General features: G+C 67.7%; 14 protein-coding genes. 8 read left to right on the forward strand and 6 right to left on the reverse strand.

Annotation, left to right across the window (positions count from 1 at the left end; translation table 11 throughout):
- Positions 1-194 precede the first annotated feature (194 nt).
- Positions 195-1,598 (forward strand): helix-turn-helix domain-containing protein, encoded by a 1,404-nt coding sequence (locus ABZW60_RS00100; RefSeq protein ID WP_355472352.1) that lies wholly within the window; start codon positions 195-197, stop codon positions 1,596-1,598.
- Positions 1,599-1,737: 139 nt separating this feature from the next.
- Here the strand turns inward: ABZW60_RS00100 and ABZW60_RS00105 are convergent, their stop codons facing one another.
- Together ABZW60_RS00105 and ABZW60_RS00110 are read right to left on the reverse strand one after the other, a co-directional pair.
- The gene (locus ABZW60_RS00105; RefSeq protein ID WP_355472354.1) at positions 1,738-2,808 is read right to left on the reverse strand and encodes an alpha/beta hydrolase; all 1,071 of its coding nucleotides are present in this window, start codon (positions 2,806-2,808) and stop codon (positions 1,738-1,740) included.
- Positions 2,809-3,384: 576 nt separating this feature from the next.
- Positions 3,385-3,546 (reverse strand): hypothetical protein, encoded by a 162-nt coding sequence (locus ABZW60_RS00110; protein WP_355472356.1) that lies wholly within the window; start codon positions 3,544-3,546, stop codon positions 3,385-3,387.
- Between the two features lie 122 nt (positions 3,547-3,668).
- Here ABZW60_RS00110 and ABZW60_RS00115 point away from each other — a divergent pair, with 122 nt between their 5' ends.
- Positions 3,669-7,223 (forward strand): PQQ-dependent sugar dehydrogenase, encoded by a 3,555-nt coding sequence (locus ABZW60_RS00115; RefSeq protein WP_355472358.1) that lies wholly within the window; start codon positions 3,669-3,671, stop codon positions 7,221-7,223.
- A gap of 143 nt (positions 7,224-7,366) precedes the next feature.
- Here the strand turns inward: ABZW60_RS00115 and ABZW60_RS00120 are convergent, their stop codons facing one another.
- Positions 7,367-8,317, reverse strand: coding sequence for a MarR family transcriptional regulator (locus ABZW60_RS00120; RefSeq protein WP_355472360.1), 951 nt, complete (start codon positions 8,315-8,317; stop codon positions 7,367-7,369).
- A gap of 224 nt (positions 8,318-8,541) precedes the next feature.
- Here ABZW60_RS00120 and ABZW60_RS00125 point away from each other — a divergent pair, with 224 nt between their 5' ends.
- Positions 8,542-8,913 (forward strand): hypothetical protein, encoded by a 372-nt coding sequence (locus ABZW60_RS00125; RefSeq protein ID WP_355472362.1) that lies wholly within the window; start codon positions 8,542-8,544, stop codon positions 8,911-8,913.
- Positions 8,914-8,954: 41 nt separating this feature from the next.
- On the opposite strand, the gene ABZW60_RS00130 is transcribed toward ABZW60_RS00125, so the two are convergent.
- A complete protein-coding gene (locus tag ABZW60_RS00130; RefSeq protein WP_355472364.1) occupies positions 8,955-10,010 on the reverse strand; it encodes a M23 family peptidase in 1,056 nt (351 codons plus the stop codon).
- A gap of 136 nt (positions 10,011-10,146) precedes the next feature.
- Between ABZW60_RS00130 and ABZW60_RS00135 the strand changes: the two genes are divergently transcribed.
- Genes ABZW60_RS00135 through ABZW60_RS00145 form a run of 3 tightly spaced genes read left to right on the forward strand, consistent with a single transcriptional unit; the run spans position 10,147 to position 11,664 of the window.
- On the forward strand, positions 10,147-10,767 hold the full coding sequence (locus tag ABZW60_RS00135) for a hypothetical protein (protein ID WP_355472366.1): 621 nt from the start codon (positions 10,147-10,149) through the stop codon (positions 10,765-10,767).
- A 56-nt stretch (positions 10,768-10,823) separates the two neighbouring features.
- Positions 10,824-11,030 carry a hypothetical protein gene (locus ABZW60_RS00140; RefSeq protein WP_355472368.1) on the forward strand — a complete coding sequence of 69 codons (207 nt, stop codon included), beginning with the start codon at positions 10,824-10,826 and terminating at the stop codon, positions 11,028-11,030.
- 19 nt (positions 11,031-11,049) lie between these two features.
- Positions 11,050-11,664 carry an SIMPL domain-containing protein gene (locus ABZW60_RS00145; RefSeq protein WP_355472370.1) on the forward strand — a complete coding sequence of 205 codons (615 nt, stop codon included), beginning with the start codon at positions 11,050-11,052 and terminating at the stop codon, positions 11,662-11,664.
- Here ABZW60_RS00145 and ABZW60_RS00150 read toward each other — a convergent pair.
- Together ABZW60_RS00150 and ABZW60_RS00155 are read right to left on the reverse strand one after the other, a co-directional pair.
- Positions 11,646-11,993 (reverse strand): TraR/DksA C4-type zinc finger protein, encoded by a 348-nt coding sequence (locus ABZW60_RS00150; protein ID WP_355472371.1) that lies wholly within the window; start codon positions 11,991-11,993, stop codon positions 11,646-11,648. The genes ABZW60_RS00145 and ABZW60_RS00150 overlap by 19 nt on opposite strands.
- A gap of 397 nt (positions 11,994-12,390) precedes the next feature.
- The gene (locus tag ABZW60_RS00155) at positions 12,391-13,632 is read right to left on the reverse strand and encodes an MFS transporter (protein WP_355472373.1); all 1,242 of its coding nucleotides are present in this window, start codon (positions 13,630-13,632) and stop codon (positions 12,391-12,393) included.
- Between the two features lie 177 nt (positions 13,633-13,809).
- On the opposite strand from ABZW60_RS00155, the gene ABZW60_RS00160 reads away from it, so the two are divergent.
- A complete protein-coding gene (locus ABZW60_RS00160; RefSeq protein WP_355472375.1) occupies positions 13,810-14,964 on the forward strand; it encodes a crosslink repair DNA glycosylase YcaQ family protein in 1,155 nt (384 codons plus the stop codon).
- A gap of 10 nt (positions 14,965-14,974) precedes the next feature.
- Positions 14,975-15,832, forward strand: a complete 858-nt coding sequence (locus ABZW60_RS00165; RefSeq protein ID WP_355472377.1) for an AAA family ATPase — start codon at positions 14,975-14,977, stop codon at positions 15,830-15,832.
- The last annotated feature ends 54 nt before the right edge of the window (positions 15,833-15,886 follow it).

Here is a 15,886-nt window from a genome sequence, read left to right on the forward strand (position 1 = left end):
GGCCGCCGGCTCTCCGTCCAGGCCTTCATCTGATCGTGACTGTGCGTCACATCACATCAGTTCGCATCGTTGCCGACTTCGCGGGTTCTGCCCCTGGCCGACGTTGAGCCTCCAACAACCCCATCGGTTGGAGGCATGACATGGCAAGACCACCGCTACCGATCGGAACCTGGGGCGAAATCTCGACGTGGGTCGTGCAGATTGACGCCAGGGGCAAAGCCGTCAAGCACAAGTCGCAGGCCAGGTTCCGCGATCACGACGGCCACCTCCGGCCGGTCTCTGCGTACGGCACGAGCAAGACTGCCGCTGAGCGTGCCCTCCTGAAGAAGCTCCAGGATCGGGCGAAGACGGGCCAGCACGCCGGCGAGCTGACCGCGATGCACAAGATGAACGTCCTCATCGATTTGTTCGAGGCGAAGTTCAAGGAGTGGGTCAAGGACGGCAAGCGGTCACCCTCCTCGCTCGACAACTATCAGGGCGCCATCAAGAACCACATCCGCCCTGCCCTCGGCGAGCTCCGCATCGGCGAGGCCACCACCCCACGGATCGACACAGTCGTCGCCCACATCAAGCAACGCGCAGGCGCCGCACGAGCCAAGACCTGCCGCTCCATCCTGTCCGGAATGATGAAACTCGCCGTCCGCTACGGCGCCATCACCGTCAACCCGGTCCGCGAGATCGAGACCATCGAAGCCCAGCCGAAGAACCCACCGCGAGCCCTGACCAGCGACGAGGTCACCCTGCTCCGGCGAAGCCTCGCCGCGGACGGACGAGCCGTCGAGGCCGACCTCCCCGACCTGACCACCTTCATGCTCTGCACCGGCGTCCGCATCGGCGAAGCCCTCGCCGTCCACTGGCACCAGGTCGACCTCGAAGCCGGCACCGCCGAGATCACCCACACCATCGTCCGCGTCAAAGGCCAAGGCCTCCTCCGTAAGGGCACCAAGTCACGAGCAGGCGAACGCCTCCTCCACCTGCCGAACTGGGCCCTCGCCGTCCTCCGCGCCCGGCACGCCGCCGGCATCCGCGCCCGCCACGCCACCGGCATCCGCCTCGACGGCCCCGTCTTCCCCGACACCCACGGCGGCTACCGCGACCCCTCCAACACCCGCCGAGCCCTCCGCACCGCCCTCTCCCCCGTCGGCAGCACCGCCCGCCGCGACCTAGGCCTCACCCTCCGAGCCCTCCGCCGCGAAACCGGCCTGACCCGCAAACAAGTCGCCGACCACCTCAACTGGCCCCAAACCAGAGTCGAACTCATCGAAACCGGCCGCATCACAGTCGACCACCAACTCGTCCAAACCCTCGTCGCCACCTACGGCATCGACCTCGACCACCGCCACGCCCTCCGCACCCAGGTCCACGACGCCACCCAGCCCGCCGAATCCGACAAACTCGCCTGGATCCGCTCCCACGCCCTCCGCAAAACCACCGCCACCGCCCTCGACCAAGCCGGCCACACCGCCCGCCAAATCGCCGACCAACTCGGCCAAGCCAGAGTCTCCATCACCCAAGACATCTACCTGGGCCGCCAATCCGCCAACCCCGCCGCCGCCCAAGCGCTAGAACGCGTGTTTGACGAGCCCGAGATGCCGTGAACCGCCTACGTGGCTCAATCCCACGCCGCGAACCACCACATCTTCACCGAGGATCCGCCGTATCGCTCTTCTGCGCCCCGATCCTCGTGCGCGCCGGCGGCGGTGCAGGGAGCACAGGTCGACGCGGGGCGAGGGACTTCTACTCGGCCAGCCGATCAGAGGAACCGTGACCGTGTCTGTTCGGTGGTTGGATGCGGTCGAGGAAGTCACGGACCAGCGGGATGACCTCATCGAGGTGGGTCTCCAGTAGCCAGTGTCCGCCGTCGAACAGGTGCAGCTCGGCGTTGGGGTGGTCGCGGTGGTAGGCGTGGGCCGAGTTCTCGGGCATGTAGCCGTCGTGTCGTCCCCACACGATCAGCGTCGGGGGCTGGTGCTCGCGGAGATAGGCCTGCTGGCGTTCGAACCAGCGCAGCGTCTTGGGCTGATCCTCGAGCAGTCGAACCAGGTTCGCGATCCGCTCCGGCGTGCCCATCAGCGACCAATGCAAAGTCCAGAGATCCGGCGGGATTCGATCGGCCACGTGCTGGGGCAGGCCTCCGGCGAACTCGTCGCGGAAGCCGTCAAGGCTGACGTGAGCGGCGATTCCGCGCCGCGACTCCGGTCCGGGGTTGGCCCAGAGTTCGCGCAGTCCGTCGTACTTGGGTCCGAACGCGTCTTCGTAGATGTCGCCGTTCTGGATGATCAGGCCGGCGACCCTGTCTGGTGCGTTCATCGCGAGTCGCAGTCCGAACTGCGAGCCGTAGTCGTGCAGCCAGATCGCGTAGCTTTCCAGTTCGAGTCTTTCGACGAAGTGGGACAGGAACTCGGCGTAGTCGTCGAAGGTGTAACCGAACTCCGCAGGGTCGGGGGTAGCGCTGTAGCCGAATCCCGGCAGGTCGGGAGCGATGACCCGCCACCGGTCGCTCAGGGCGGTGAGCAGGTGCCGGTAGACGAACGACGAGCCCGGATAGCCGTGCGGCAGCAGCAGGATGGGTGCGTCGTCCGGGCCGGACTGTCGGTAGAAGGTCTCGATTCCGGCAACCTCGGTGGTCAGGTGTCTCATCATTCCTCGGTTCCCTTCCTTGGAATTTAGATGAGTCTCGAAGCAGAACCGTGTCTGAATGGAGTGCGAACTGCACGGGTCCGAGGCTGGCAGCTTGGCGCCGGCCCGGCGAGATAGCTCCTGCGTCGAGGTTTGCGGCTGGGGAACACAGAATGTGCCGGCACGCATCAGGAGGTGGGGGGCGTTCTGAGTAGCAGCGCGACCACCGGTTGCCGTGCATCGGGCCTCGGTGAGACGTCCACCGGGGCACGGTTGGTCCGGTCGCGGAGTAACTACCTCACTACGAGCGACTCGCCGCACACCGCCTGGTCAGCGGTGAACGCCGGCCTGTAGCAGGGAGTCTGCGTCGTGCTCCACGGTTGTGACGTCGGCCCTACTCCGGATTGCAAGGGCCGCGAGATGGCCCGTCTGCCCGGCAAGTTCGTACAGGCTGATCCCCTTTGGTCCAGTACCTGAAGAGGTCCTCGGTAGACGTCAGCCGGCGATGCTCCGTCGGAGTCAGAACCAACCGGGCCATGCTCTCGAGCTCGACGGCGCGGAGTTCCTCGTCGTCGAGTCCGACAGGCGCGACGGTCCCCACGGCGACACCGATGAGGTCACCCGAATTGTGAGCCGACACCTCCCAGCCAGGACCAGGCCCGGCTGCCCGGACCTTGCCGTGCGGCTGGTCGCGGTCGGGACAGGTTCGATCGAGCTCGACGCCGCCCGGGGCGCAGTGCAGTTCGCGGGCCAGGGTCAATCGCGTCACGGCGACGCCCAGTTGAAGCGCAGCCGGTCGTCCCGCGTCCGGTAGGCGGCCGCCCGGATCTGCTCCGGCGGCGCCAGCAGTCCGGCGGTTGCCGCGTCGAGGGACTCCGTCTCCTGCGAGAGCCGTACCCACCGTACGTCGACAGCGGGCGCATTCATGCGCCTCGCTGTAGCGGCGGCTGACCCCGGACTCCTTGCCGTGGGTGTCGGATGAGGTCACACTCGCGGTGGGGATGTTCACCGCTGGGGGCGTGGACTGCGCGTGTGGGGGGGTGGGTGCAATGGCTCGTATTCGAGACCGGTTCGGTCGTTCGGCCAAAGCGTTGGGGATTCTGCTGACGCTTGCCCTGGCCGCGGTGGGTCTGGTGGCGACATCGAGCCCGGCTGTCGCGGCCACACCGGCCCATGTCCAAAGCCGGGCGAAGGAAGTCTCCACCGGCACGGTCAACAGCCTGGCGTTCTCGGCCGCCAACACGGGCGGGAACCTGATCGTTGTCTACCTGATCTGGAACACGAGCGCGTCGGTCACGATGTCCGACAGCAGAGGCAATGCGTACGCCGCCGTCGCGCCGGTGACGCGGTGGAACAACAACACCTGGAGTTCGCAGGTGTTCTACGCCAAGAACATCGGAGCCGGCGCGAACACCGTGCGGGCCACATTCTCGGCCGCGATCACCGCTTGGGCGGACATGTACATCCACGAGTACTCGGGCTTGGACAAGGCCAACCCGCTCGACGTGTCGTCGGCCGCGGTCGGTACGACCTCCGCGATGAACAGCGGGACGGCTACGACTACCAACGCGTCGGATCTGATCTTCGGTGCCGGCGCATCCGCCGGTACCGTGACAGCGGTCGGTGCCGGCTTCACTTCCCGGCGTAGCAACTTCGGCAACCGCACCGAGGACAAGGTCGTCAGTACGGCAGGACCGTACAACGCCACCGCCACCCAGAACGGCGCCTCCTGGGTCATGCACATGGCGGCCTTCAAGAGCGACTCCACGCCCGCCGACACCACACCGCCGACGGTCGCCATCACGTCACCGGCCAATCTGGCCACGGTCAACGACATCGTCACGGTGTCAGCCGATGCCGCCGACAACGATCGCGTCGCGGGTGTGCAGTTCTTCGTCGACGGTACGGCCTCCGGGTCCGAGGACACGGCATCGCCGTACGCACTGACGTGGGACAGCCGGACGGTCGGCAACGGCGCGCACACCCTCACGGCCCGGGCCCGCGATGCGTCCGGCAACACGACGACGTCGGCGGCGGTGAACGTCAACGTCACCAACACGAACTACTTCCAGAACGAGATCCTCGCGACCGGATTCGACCTGCCGACGACGTTCGAGTTCCTGCCCGACGGGCGCATGCTGGTTGCCGAGCTCCAGGGCAAGATCAAGGTGCTGCCGCCGCCGTACACGACGCCGAGTGCGACGCTGTTCCTGCAGATCACGAACATCGGCCAGGCCGGCGTCCAGCAAGGCATCTACGACCTCGTCCTCGACCCCGCCTTCACCACGAACCACTATTACTACGTCTTCTACACACTTGGTTCGCCGAACCACGACCGCGTCTCCCGGTTCACCGCGAACGCGAACCTGACCGGCACGGTGGCCGGCAGCGAGTTCGTGCTGTACGAGGATCCGCAGGACGCGAACGCGGAACATCACGGCGGCGCGCTGAACTTCGCGAACGACGGCAAGCTGCTGTTCACCACCGGCGAGCACTTCGTCCCGTCGGCCGCCCCGCTGCTCACCAGCCCGCGCGGCAAGGTGCACCGGATCAACACCGACGGCACCGCGCCGACCGACAATCCGTTCTACGACGGCACCGGGCCGAACATCGACACGATCTGGGCCCGCGGCCTACGCAACCCGTTCCGGGCCTACTACGACCCGCCGACCGGCCGACTGTTCATCGGCGATGTCGGCGGCAACGATCCGGCCACCTCGAAGGAAGAGATCGAGCTCGGTGCACGCGGCGCCGACTACGGCTGGCCCGCCACCGAAGGTCCCTGCCCGGCACCCTGCACGAGCCCGCTGCTGTGGTACCCGCACGCAGGCCGCGACGCCGCAGTCACCGGCGGCTTCGTCTACCACGGCACCGCGTTCCCACCGGCGTACCGTGGTGCCTACTTCTACGCCGACTACGCGCAGAACTGGATCCGCGGCCTCACCCTGGACGCGAACGGCGCGGTCTCCGGGACCTTCAACTTCGAGCCCGCCGACGGCTCGGTCGACGGACCGTACGGCGACATCGTCTACCTGGCCGAGGGACCCGACGGCGCCTTGTACTACGCGGACCTGGGCTACTCCGACGAGAGCGGCCAGTTCGGCGTGAGCAAGATCCGCCGGATCAAGTACGTGCAGAACAACCAGGCACCGGTCGTCAACGCCGCGGCCACGCCGACGTCAGGTCCGACGCCGCTGGACGTGTCGTTCTCCAGTGCAGGCTCGTCCGATCCCGAGGGCCAACCGCTCACCTACTCGTGGGACTTCGGCGACGGTGCGAGCTCGACCGAGGCCAACCCGACGCACACCTACACGACCGCGGGGGCGTATCAGGTCCGGCTGACCGTCTCCGACGGGGTGAACAGCTCGCTCTCGACACCCGTCGCCATCAGCGCCGGAAGCGTCCCGACGGCAACTATCCTCTCGCCCGCCGACGGCGCCCGGTTCCGGGCCGGGGACGTGATCACGTACGGCGGCCAAGGCACCGACCCCGACGACGGCACGCTGCCCGCGAGCGCCTTCACCTGGAACATCGACTTCCTGCACGACGGCCACGTCCACCCTGGTACGCCGATCACCGGCGTGACCGGCGGAACCTTCACCATCCCCACGAGCGGACACGACTTCACCGGAAACACCCGGTACCGCATCACCTTGACGGTTCGCGACTCGACCGGTCTGACCTCGACGCAGTCGGTCGTCATCTGGCCGGAGAAGGTGAACCTGAGCTTCGACACGGTACCGACAGGGCGCACGCTCTACCTCGACGGCATCGCGCGTACGACGCCCTTCGTCGCCGACACGCTGGTCGGGTACAACCACACCGTCGAGGCCCGCAACCAGACCAGCGGCAACACGTCGTACACGTTCGCGTCGTGGTCCGACGGCGGCGGGCAGCAACATACGATCACCGTGCCCGCTACCGCACAGACCTACGTGGCGACCTACACCGCGACCCAGCTGCCGACCGGGCTGGTCGGCGCGTGGGGCTTCAACGAGACGTCAGGTACGACGGTCAACGACTCGTCCGGCAGTGGGAACAACGGGACAATGTCCGGCGCGGGCGTCACCAGGTCCACGGCCGGCAAGTACGGCGGCGCCATGTCCTTCAACGGCTCAGCCGGCAACGTGACCGTGCCGAACGCCGCCTCGCTCAGCCTCAGCTCCAGCTACACGCTCGAGGCCTGGGTCAACCCGACCGCGCTGAGCAACTACCAGACGATCCTGATCAAGGAGGTGACCGGCGGCTGCGGCTACTGGCTGCAGACGACCGGCAACCAGATCGCCAGTGGGTTCGCCAACGGCGGATGCCGGGAGTTCGTCAGCACGACGCCGACTGTTCCGCTCAACCAGTGGTCACACGTCGCAGCGGTCTTCAACGACACCGCGAACACCTACACGCTCTACCTGAACGGCACAGCGATCCTGACCGCGACGCAGACCCTCGCACCCGTCCCGAACACACAGGCACTGGTGTTCGGCCAGTCCGCCTGCACCAGCTGCGGCGGCGAACGCTGGCGCGGCCTGATCGACGACATTCGCATCTACAACCGGCCGCTGAGCACCGCCGAGATCCAGACCGACATGACAACCGCCATCCCCTGACCTCCCAGCATGGGTGAAGCCTCGGATCGATGCTCAAACTCGATCATCCGCATCCTTGCCAACTTCACCGCCCGCCGAGACCTGCGCCTCCGCCTACGAGGGCGAGCTCGAGCGCTGCGGCGCGCGCCGTGGTTGCGCTCTGGTCAGGGGAGGTCGATGAGTTGGTCTCCGAGGGGAGTGCGTTCGTAGATAACGGTGCGGCCGCTGCGCCGGGCGCGGACGAGGCCTTTCGCGGCCATCGTGCGTAAGGCCTGGTTCGCGGCCGATGGGGACACGCCGAACCTGGCGGCCAGCGCGGTGGTCGTCTGACCGTTGCCGAGTGCGCGGAGATAGCGCTGACGGTGCTCGCTGAGGAGGCCGGCCGGGACCGAGGCGGTGGCGGCATCGCCCCACATCGACTGCTGGTTGGCGGCTCGGTACATCACCATCGGGTCCGAGTCCCCGAGCGGCGTCGAACTGCTCAACGTGAACAGGCACGGCGTGAGGAACAGCGGCCGGCCGCGGGTGTGGAGGACGAGGTCGTCGTGACCGTTCCCCAGGATGTGCGCCGTGACCGACGTCGCGTCCGCGTGCACGCCGGGGCCGCAGCCGTTCAGGGTGGCGATCACGCCGTCCGCGGCCAATGACCGGGCCCGGCGCGCGACATCGGCGTCGAGCGTCGCCCGCATCCGCGGCCAGTGCGGCCGGAACGCCACGTGCCAGTACGTCGCGAGCGCGTCCGCCAGCCGGTGACCGAAGGATCGCCCGGCCGATCCGAGCCGGCGCGGGATCCCGCCGACCGCGAACTCGATGTCGGATCCCAGCGTCCGGAGATCCTGGTCCCGCAGGTAGGCGAGTTGCGCCTCGATGGTCAGCGGTACCCCGAGGCGGGGGTTGAACAGGTCCGGCGTGTCGAAGTTCGGCCCGATCAGTCCGCTCAGCACGTCGATCGGCAGTTGGTCGCGGACCCGGCACACCGCGGCGTACCAGGGGGCCTGGAGCGGGTAGGCGCCCGGTGCCCGCAGCGCGCGCAGCGAGTTGCCGAGCTCGGTGAGCGGCGAGACGGCGAAGCGCACCAGTCCGTAGTCTCCCGGCTCCAGCTGGTAGCGCGCCATCGCTGATTCTAAGCACGATCGAAACCGAACGTGCGCGAAGATCGTCCGATGGCCATGGAGTACGAACAGGACCGCTTGGAGCGTGTGAAACAGGTCCGGGAGCAGCTGGCACCTGTGCTCGGTGCGGGGGTGGCCAGTCGCATCAAGGCGTACAAAACGGCACGCTGTACGTCGAGGCGACCCTGTCGTCCGCCTTCCTGGCCTGGCTCATCGACAGTGTCCTGGTGAACGGTACGGCGATCGCGCTGGGCACCCTCTACTACGTCCGCTCGACCGACCCGAACAAGGGCGCCGGGGCGGGAGTGATCGCGATCGCGCTGATCGTCGTCCTGCCACTGCTCTACGGCTGGTTCTACGCCGACGGCCGCGGAATCGGCGCGCTGCTGACCGGTACTCGCCTGGTCCGGGTCAAGGACGGCAGCCGGGTCGGAGTCGCCAAGGCCGGCTGGGCGATGCTGATCCGCACCCTGCTCATGCCACTCGCCTTCTGGGCCGCGGTCGGCGGCAGCGGCGGCCAGGACGAGGTCGTCCGCAGCAGCATCGACATCACGGCCACCGATCAGCTGCGGATGACCCCTTTCCAGAGCGTCGCGTGACTCCGCACCCGGTGGTGGCCGGGTGCGGGGTCCGTGATGGTTCAGCTGGTGCGGTTGTAGATCGCGGTGCCCGGGCAGGCGGTGTAGCCGAGGCGGGTCGCGCAGCCCGTGTACTGGCTGGAACCGTTCCACCAGGTCCAGCCGCCGATCGTGCGGCCGTTCAGCCACGTGTAGGTGCCGTTGTAGTTGGCGTCGTACGTCCGCAGGCTCCAATGCACGTGATCACCTGACGCGTATCCGCCGGCGCAGACGTCCCGGCCGATGGTGCCGAGCAGGGCACTCGTACCGATCGGGGTCGCGTTGTAGTAGGTGGCGTTGTACATGTGGTAGTAGTCCGTCGAGAAGCCGTTCGGGTGGATCACCCGCGTCCAGCCGCCGCCGGCACCGCACATCGACGTCGCCGTACCGTCTCGCGACGAGCGCACCCGGCCGCTGGCGTTGCCGCCGGAGAAGTCCAGGCTGCTCCAGTGCCCGGTCGCGCCGTCGCTGGCGTGCGGCCCGCCGGTGAGCGTCATGTAGTAGTCCGGCATCCACGGCAGCAACAACCCACCGGTGTTCGCCGTCGTCGTCATAGTGGTCGCAGCTTGGTGGTTCGCGTACGCCGTCATCGTGCGACGCTCGGCTGCGCCGACGAGCGGGGACGACGCGACGTACTCGGCGAACTCGCTGTCGCCCTCGATCCCGGCGACCCAGCTGCCGCCTGTGTAGCGGGCGATGTACAGCCAGCCTTCCGGCGTGGCCTCCGCGGTGGCGGGCGCCTCGACGTACGCGACGCCGCGAGCCCAGCCCGGTGCCGCCGACCGGACGTCGACGACGACCTTCCGGCCCTGGGCGCCAAACTTGCCTAGGGCAACGGCTGGTGCGAGACCCCGTCCGTCGTGGGTCCTGCCGAGCGCATCGGCTGCTACCGCGTCGACCAGCGACTGCCGGGAGGCACCGAGAGGAGCGGCGACCGCGGCGGGCACCTTGGCGGTGACACCGGTCAGAGTGGGCTTCCCGACGTCGTCGGGTGTCGCGAGGGCGACCGGCGCGGTGACGACGACACTCGCTGCGGCGGCCACGACGACGGCGATTCTCAGGGACAGTTTCGAGGGCATGGGCGGTGACCCTTCTGGTCGAACTATCGAGTGCCGCGAGTGTGACAGCACACACCAGCCATCGCGGCATGTTGAAGCCAAACCCTTCATCCCACTGAGCGCGGCCGGCGAGCACAGCTTCGCCACCGTCGCAGTGATGAAGGCTGAGCCTTCACGGTGCGACGTGGTGCGCGACGATGTCGTATCGTCGAGCGTCGTGGCACCGTCGGCGTACCCTCCGCTCCCCTGGCAGCTTCCGCCGGCGGCGGAGCGGCTGCTCGGCGAGTTCCGTCGTACCGGATCGTTCGAACTGCGGACGTCTCGCAAGGCGATCACCGCGATCGTGGCCTGTGCGGTGCCGTTCGTCGCGATGATCGGCTACTCCTTCACCAGTCCGAACCCGACCATGCCGATCGTGGTCGGTGCCGTGTTCGGGGCGCCACTGCTCGGCGTCGCGCTCTGGATCGCGTGGCTCCTGGTCCCCACGGTGCGGGTGGTCGTGGACGGCGACGGATTGGTTGTCCGGGGCAACCGGGTGACGTGGGACGAGATCTCCGAGTTCCGCGTCGGCGTCGTGCAGAGCCGCGCGACGTACACCTTCGTCGCTGTCGAACGAACCGGCCCGGACGGGCACCCGGTGCGCCCGGTAGATCTCCCGCTTCTGCTCAGCCCCGACGCGGCCACGGTCAAGGCTGCTCTCGACGTCCTGCTCACCGAGCGGCACGACAACGCGCGAGGCATCCCCGGGAGGATCCAGCGGTGGCCCAACCACCCGTGACACGGACGGCGCCGTACGACGACCGACCACTCAGGTCGCGGATCAGGTCGGGGCAGGTGTCGGCGTTTCGCCGTGCGGTCCGGCGGGGCGACTACGGGCCGACCGTCGCCCGGGCGGCCGCGCCGGACGCGCTCACCCTGGTGTGGCGGTTCAGCGTCGTGCTGTCCGTCCTGACCTCGATCGCGACACCGATCGCCTTGTTCGCCCATGCCCGGAACCCGATGCGGTTCGCCTCACGGTCAGGCGTCAGCAAACCTCTGTAGCCGGTGGCACACTGCCGAGATGGACGCAGGGATAACAGTTGTGGGGTCGGGGCAGGCCAGTGCGCCGCCCGATGTGTTGCGGATGTCGTTGGCGGTCGGATACCAGGCCGGCGACGTGGCGACCGCTGTCGCCGAGGTGGCCGAGCGTACCGACGCTGTGATGGCAGCTTTGCGGGCCGAAGGTGTGGACACGTCCGCGATCAGGACGACCGAAGTCGAGGTCTCCCAGCACTACCGGGAGCCGGGGCGGCCGCAGATGTACGGCGCGGCCCATCTGCTGACCGTGACGAGCCGGGATCTGCTCGGCTTCGGGCGGTTGCTCAACGTGGCTGTGGAGGCGGCCGGAAACAGTCTCGACCTGCACGCCGTCCGGTTCGACGTCGGCGACAAGGCCGCGCTGTTGACGAAGGCTCGGGCGTTGGCCTTTCGGCAGGCGCGGGAGAAGGCCGAGGAGTTGGCCGAACTGGCCGGGCGCAACCTCGGCGCGGTCACCGGGATCTCGGAGACCTACAGCCACCACGGCTTCCATGAGCAGGCTCTGAACGCCCAGGCCGGGTTCGAGTCCGAAATTCACATCACCCCCGGAGACACGAAGCTCGAGGTCTCGCTCGAGGTTCACTTCGCGTGGTCCTGAGCACAGGTGATGCAGGTGCGGGCCGCGGGTCTGACTTGAAGGCGGGCGAGCGGGATGGGTTGGGTGCAGTTCTCGCAAGTGCCGTAGGTGCCGACTGAGAGTCGGTCGAACGCGGCCTCGATTTCCGCCAGCTGCTGCTGGACCTGTTGCACAAGCGATGTGACCTGGGACCTCTCGAAGGCGATCGTCGCACCCTCAGGGTCGTGTTCGTCGTCGGCGTTGGAGTCTCGTGACGCGGCGACCACCTCGTGAAAGTCGCCCGTAAGGCTCGCAAGCCGTTGGAGCGCTTCTCGTCGTTGCGCCTCCAGCAGGTCGCGAGCTTCCTCCACTTGTCCATCGTGGCACAGCGTGTGGTCGTCAGGCTCCTGCCTAGGCGACGGCCGGCCGGCAGGTTGCCAGCCGTGCCGCGGCGGCCTCGTCCTGCTGGTCGAGCTTGCAGCGGTAGAAGTCGTACGCCGCCTGCCTGCTCATGCCCGAAGCGGTACCCACCTGGCTCCAGCTGGAGCCTTCCTCCCGCCCCGGTCACCCGGGGCGGCTTGGGCCGGGGGAAACAGAGGCTTCAACTGAAACGTCGTGAGCTGGCCGCATCCGGTGCCGGCAGCCATGCCCTGGCCCGCGAGGGCCTCCCGTCGCTCGGCTTCGCGCCGGAGTGCGCGGCGCGCCCGTCGACGCGACCGTCCTACGGCCGGTCCTTGTCTACCGCCTCGGTCGAGCTCCACGGCCGGATCAACTGCTGGATCCCCCGTTGGCTTGACCGACGCTTCCCGCCGGTCGAGGCAGCTGTGCGGTGGTCGCTCCACGGCCGATGACCAGCACGAAGACGGACCAGACGAGCAGGGACAAGGCCTCCAGGACGATGGCCGGGGCCCAGAACGGGACGTGCAGTGCTTCGCTGGCCGCGTACACCATTCCGGACAGTGGGATCGCGCCCGCGATGAACATCCGGATGACGCTGTTGACCCGGCCGGCCACCTCCGACGGGATCACGTCCTGGCGGAAGGTGATCGAGGCGACGTTGCTCAGGCCGGCCGCGAACTCGACCACGCCGAAGCACAGCACCTGGAGCCAGACCGACGGCGCGCCGGTCAGGACGAAGAACGCGGCCCCGAGGAGCAGTTGGCAGACGAGGATCCGGATCGGCGCCGACCAACGCCGCGGCAGGCGGGATCCCAGCCGCGACCCGAGCGCACCGACCAGCAGGCTGCCGGCGAGCACGACAGAGATCACCGTCGGATCGACATCACGATCGCCGAACAGCGTGACGAGCACCGAGGCCAACGACCCGATCGCCAGGTTCGACAGCGCCATCGTTCCCACCAGGAAAGCCAGGTCACGCTGCTTCAGCCAGGTGAAGCCGACGAGCAAGTCAGCGATCAGAGTCTGCGGCTCGGCCTCGACCGGCAGGCGAGGGAGCAGGTAGCCGACCGCGGCGGCGAGCAGATAGCAGGCGGCGACCACTCCGAGCGCGAACTTCTGCCCTGCACCGCCGAGGCTCACACCGCCGACGAGAAAGCCTGCCAGCTTGGCCAGGTCGACAGCGAATGCGAGTTTCGAAACCGCCTCCGGCCGGTTTTCTTTGGCGACCAGTGCCGGCACCAGGACGAATTGCCCGGAAATCGAGCTGGCCACACCACCCAATCCGGACAGGAAGACCGCCAGCGAAAGAACGACCGTGTTGTGCGTCGAGAGCGATACGACGGCAGCGCACGCGAACTGCAGCATCATCGCCGCGACATACAGGGTACGCCGGTCATAGCGATCGATCAGCGCGCCGATCAGCGGAGAAACCGCGTAGGCGACACCGCGGAGCGAAATCGCGACGATCGACCAGGCCACCGAGCCGGTGTTTTGCAGAACCGCCAGCGGGACGACCAGCAGCAGACCGTAGTCCGCGAGCTTCGCGAGCACCGACGAACCCACCAGCAGTCGAAAGTTCCGACGTTCCTCGGATTGATCGGCGGGTCTCACGATCCCCGGACTCCTCGAGCTTCGGCAGCGGACGGACCGCCAACCTTAAACGCTTCAGGCCGGAACGTCACGACATGAACCGCGCACCGAAAGGCGACACGCTCACATCCCGACGGCATCGCCGACCGTGCGCTATCGTCCGCTCGTTCACGCCAATCCCCAACAGATCGGTGAGGTATGCCGTCATCCCGCCATCTCCAACTGACGGCCGGCCAGGAACGCCAGTGGACGCTGTCGCGCCACGGGTTCGGCGGACAAGGCGCGACCGATCTCGAACAGGCGGCCACCCAGCACATGGGGCTCCACGCCGCCCGGCTGCTGACGCCGTTCGTGACCCTGCACGCGCGGAACGAGTCGTTCGTTCCCGAGCACCTCCAGCAGGCGCTGGCACCCCAGGGGCACCTCGTCAAGCTCCGCTGCATGCGGCGCACCCTGCACATCCTGACGCCGGAGGACGCGGTCGTCGCCCACGTCGCAACGCTTCCTCAACGGCGGGGCGCGTACCTGGCCGAGCTTCGGCGGCGTGGCCTGTCCACGGCGGCTTGGAAGCGCCACCGGGCCACGGTGCTCGAGGTACTGGCAGTCAGCCCGACGGAGTACCGCGCGCTCGTCGCGGCCGTGTCCGGGGCGTACCGCGTCCGCGGCGGCAGCAAGGTGGCGAAGGAGCTGGCTGTCCTGGCCGTCAAGTCGTTGTGGGAGGACGGCGCACTCTCCGCGTTCAACGAATCGACGTCCATGCACCACGAGGTGAAGGTTTTCCTGCGCGCCGAACATCATCGCCCGGATACCGAACTCGTCAATCCGTCCCTTTCGTACCAGGACGCGATTCGACGCTTGATCCTTCGATACTTCGAGTGTTACGGTCCCGCAACCTTTCGTGATTTCGTCTGGTGGAGCGGGGTGAGAATGTCGGACGCGAGAGCAGCGCTGGATGCATGTTTGCCACTATTGACATCGGCAAAGCTTGATTCTCACGATTCCATCATGTATTTGCGCGCGGACGACGAAGACGCCCTGCGTCGAACTCCCGAAATCTCCCCGACGCACACAGCTTTGACGGCGTACGAAGATCCGAGTCTCAAGGGGTATCACGAGTCGCGCCGGCGTTATGTCGCGGACGATGCGTACGATTCGCTTTTCAATTCGATCGGCGAAGCCCGCGGCTCGGTGCTGGTCGGCGGCTCGACCGCAGCGATTTGGACCTGGGACCGCAGGCACGGCCGCGTCGATGTCGACGTCGTCAGGCAGCTGCCCAAGCGCTCGCGCGACGCCATCGCCGATGTGACCGCCGGCGCCGAGCAATTCCTCCGACTGCACGCCGTAGAAAGGTGACCGCTTCTTCATGACCGCGACGACGTCTGGCTTCACGATCCTGAGTGCGGCGGCTGGTTCCGGCAAGTCCGGCCTGTCAGTCGGCTTTGCGCGGATCCTGCGCTCCCGCGGGTTGGAGGTGCAGGCGTTCAAGCCGGTCAGCGTGGTCAACCTCGCCGATGTGGCCTGCCCGGAGCCGGACCTCTGGCGGCGCGGCGCGTTCTACAACTGCAACGCGGCCGACCGGCCGGTCTCCTGGTGGAACGCACCGGTCGTGGTGGTGCCCGCCGCAGACGAGCAGGCCGGTGAGATCTTCGTCGGCGGCTCGCCTGTCGGTGAGGTGCCGATCGCCAGCGCCGACCAGATCGACTTCTCCGCCGTCCCGGCCACGCTGCGGAAGCAGGCTGTGGAGGCGATCGAGCTGGGGTTTCGGGAGTGCACCAGGCACAGCGACGTCGTCCTCCAGGAGGGCGCGGGCGGAACCGGCGCCATCGCCCCGGAGGACGATCTGGCGAACTTCTTCGCCTGCCGCGTTTCGCAGCTCCCCGCCGTACTCGTTGCGAAGGCCGGCAAGGTTGGACAGGTCCCTGCTCTGGTGGGCGCGCACCACATCGCACGTGCCGCCGGCCTGCCGGTCGCCGGGTTCATCCTCAACCAGGTCCTCCGCGAGGAGCAGCTGCCCGAGATACGCCATCGCGTCGAGAGCTCGACCGGCCTCGCCTTCTTCGGGTCGATGCCGAACGTCGGGTTCCCGGAGGGCTTCGACGGGTCGCTGGCAGCTCAACGCGCACTCGATGACCACTGGGGTGAGCTGCTGCTGGCCACCGGTACGGGACAACGAGTGCTGCACCGCTTCGGCATCGGCCGCGAGGTGAGCGAAGCCGTCTGACCGAGTGCTGAAGCACGACAACACCCGAGCGATCGAGGCTGGTGTCCGCCAACG

Origin of the sequence: Kribbella sp. NPDC003557, assembly GCF_040610805.1 — a bacterium.
GTDB lineage: Bacteria > Actinomycetota > Actinomycetes > Propionibacteriales > Kribbellaceae > Kribbella.

Coding starts and splice junctions, on each gene's coding strand:
- ABZW60_RS00115 (WP_355472358.1), top strand. CDS start 3,669: ATGGCTCGTATTCGAGACCGGTTCGGTCGTTCGGCCAAAGCGTTGGGG.
- ABZW60_RS00130 (WP_355472364.1), bottom strand. CDS start 10,010: ATGCCCTCGAAACTGTCCCTGAGAATCGCCGTCGTCGTGGCCGCCGCA.
- ABZW60_RS00145 (WP_355472370.1), top strand. CDS start 11,050: ATGGACGCAGGGATAACAGTTGTGGGGTCGGGGCAGGCCAGTGCGCCG.
- ABZW60_RS00165 (WP_355472377.1), top strand. CDS start 14,975: ATGACCGCGACGACGTCTGGCTTCACGATCCTGAGTGCGGCGGCTGGT.
- ABZW60_RS00135 (WP_355472366.1), top strand. CDS start 10,147: ATGAAGGCTGAGCCTTCACGGTGCGACGTGGTGCGCGACGATGTCGTA.
- ABZW60_RS00110 (WP_355472356.1), bottom strand. CDS start 3,546: ATGAATGCGCCCGCTGTCGACGTACGGTGGGTACGGCTCTCGCAGGAG.
- ABZW60_RS00120 (WP_355472360.1), bottom strand. CDS start 8,317: ATGGCGCGCTACCAGCTGGAGCCGGGAGACTACGGACTGGTGCGCTTC.
- ABZW60_RS00105 (WP_355472354.1), bottom strand. CDS start 2,808: ATGCGTGCCGGCACATTCTGTGTTCCCCAGCCGCAAACCTCGACGCAG.
- ABZW60_RS00160 (WP_355472375.1), top strand. CDS start 13,810: ATGCCGTCATCCCGCCATCTCCAACTGACGGCCGGCCAGGAACGCCAG.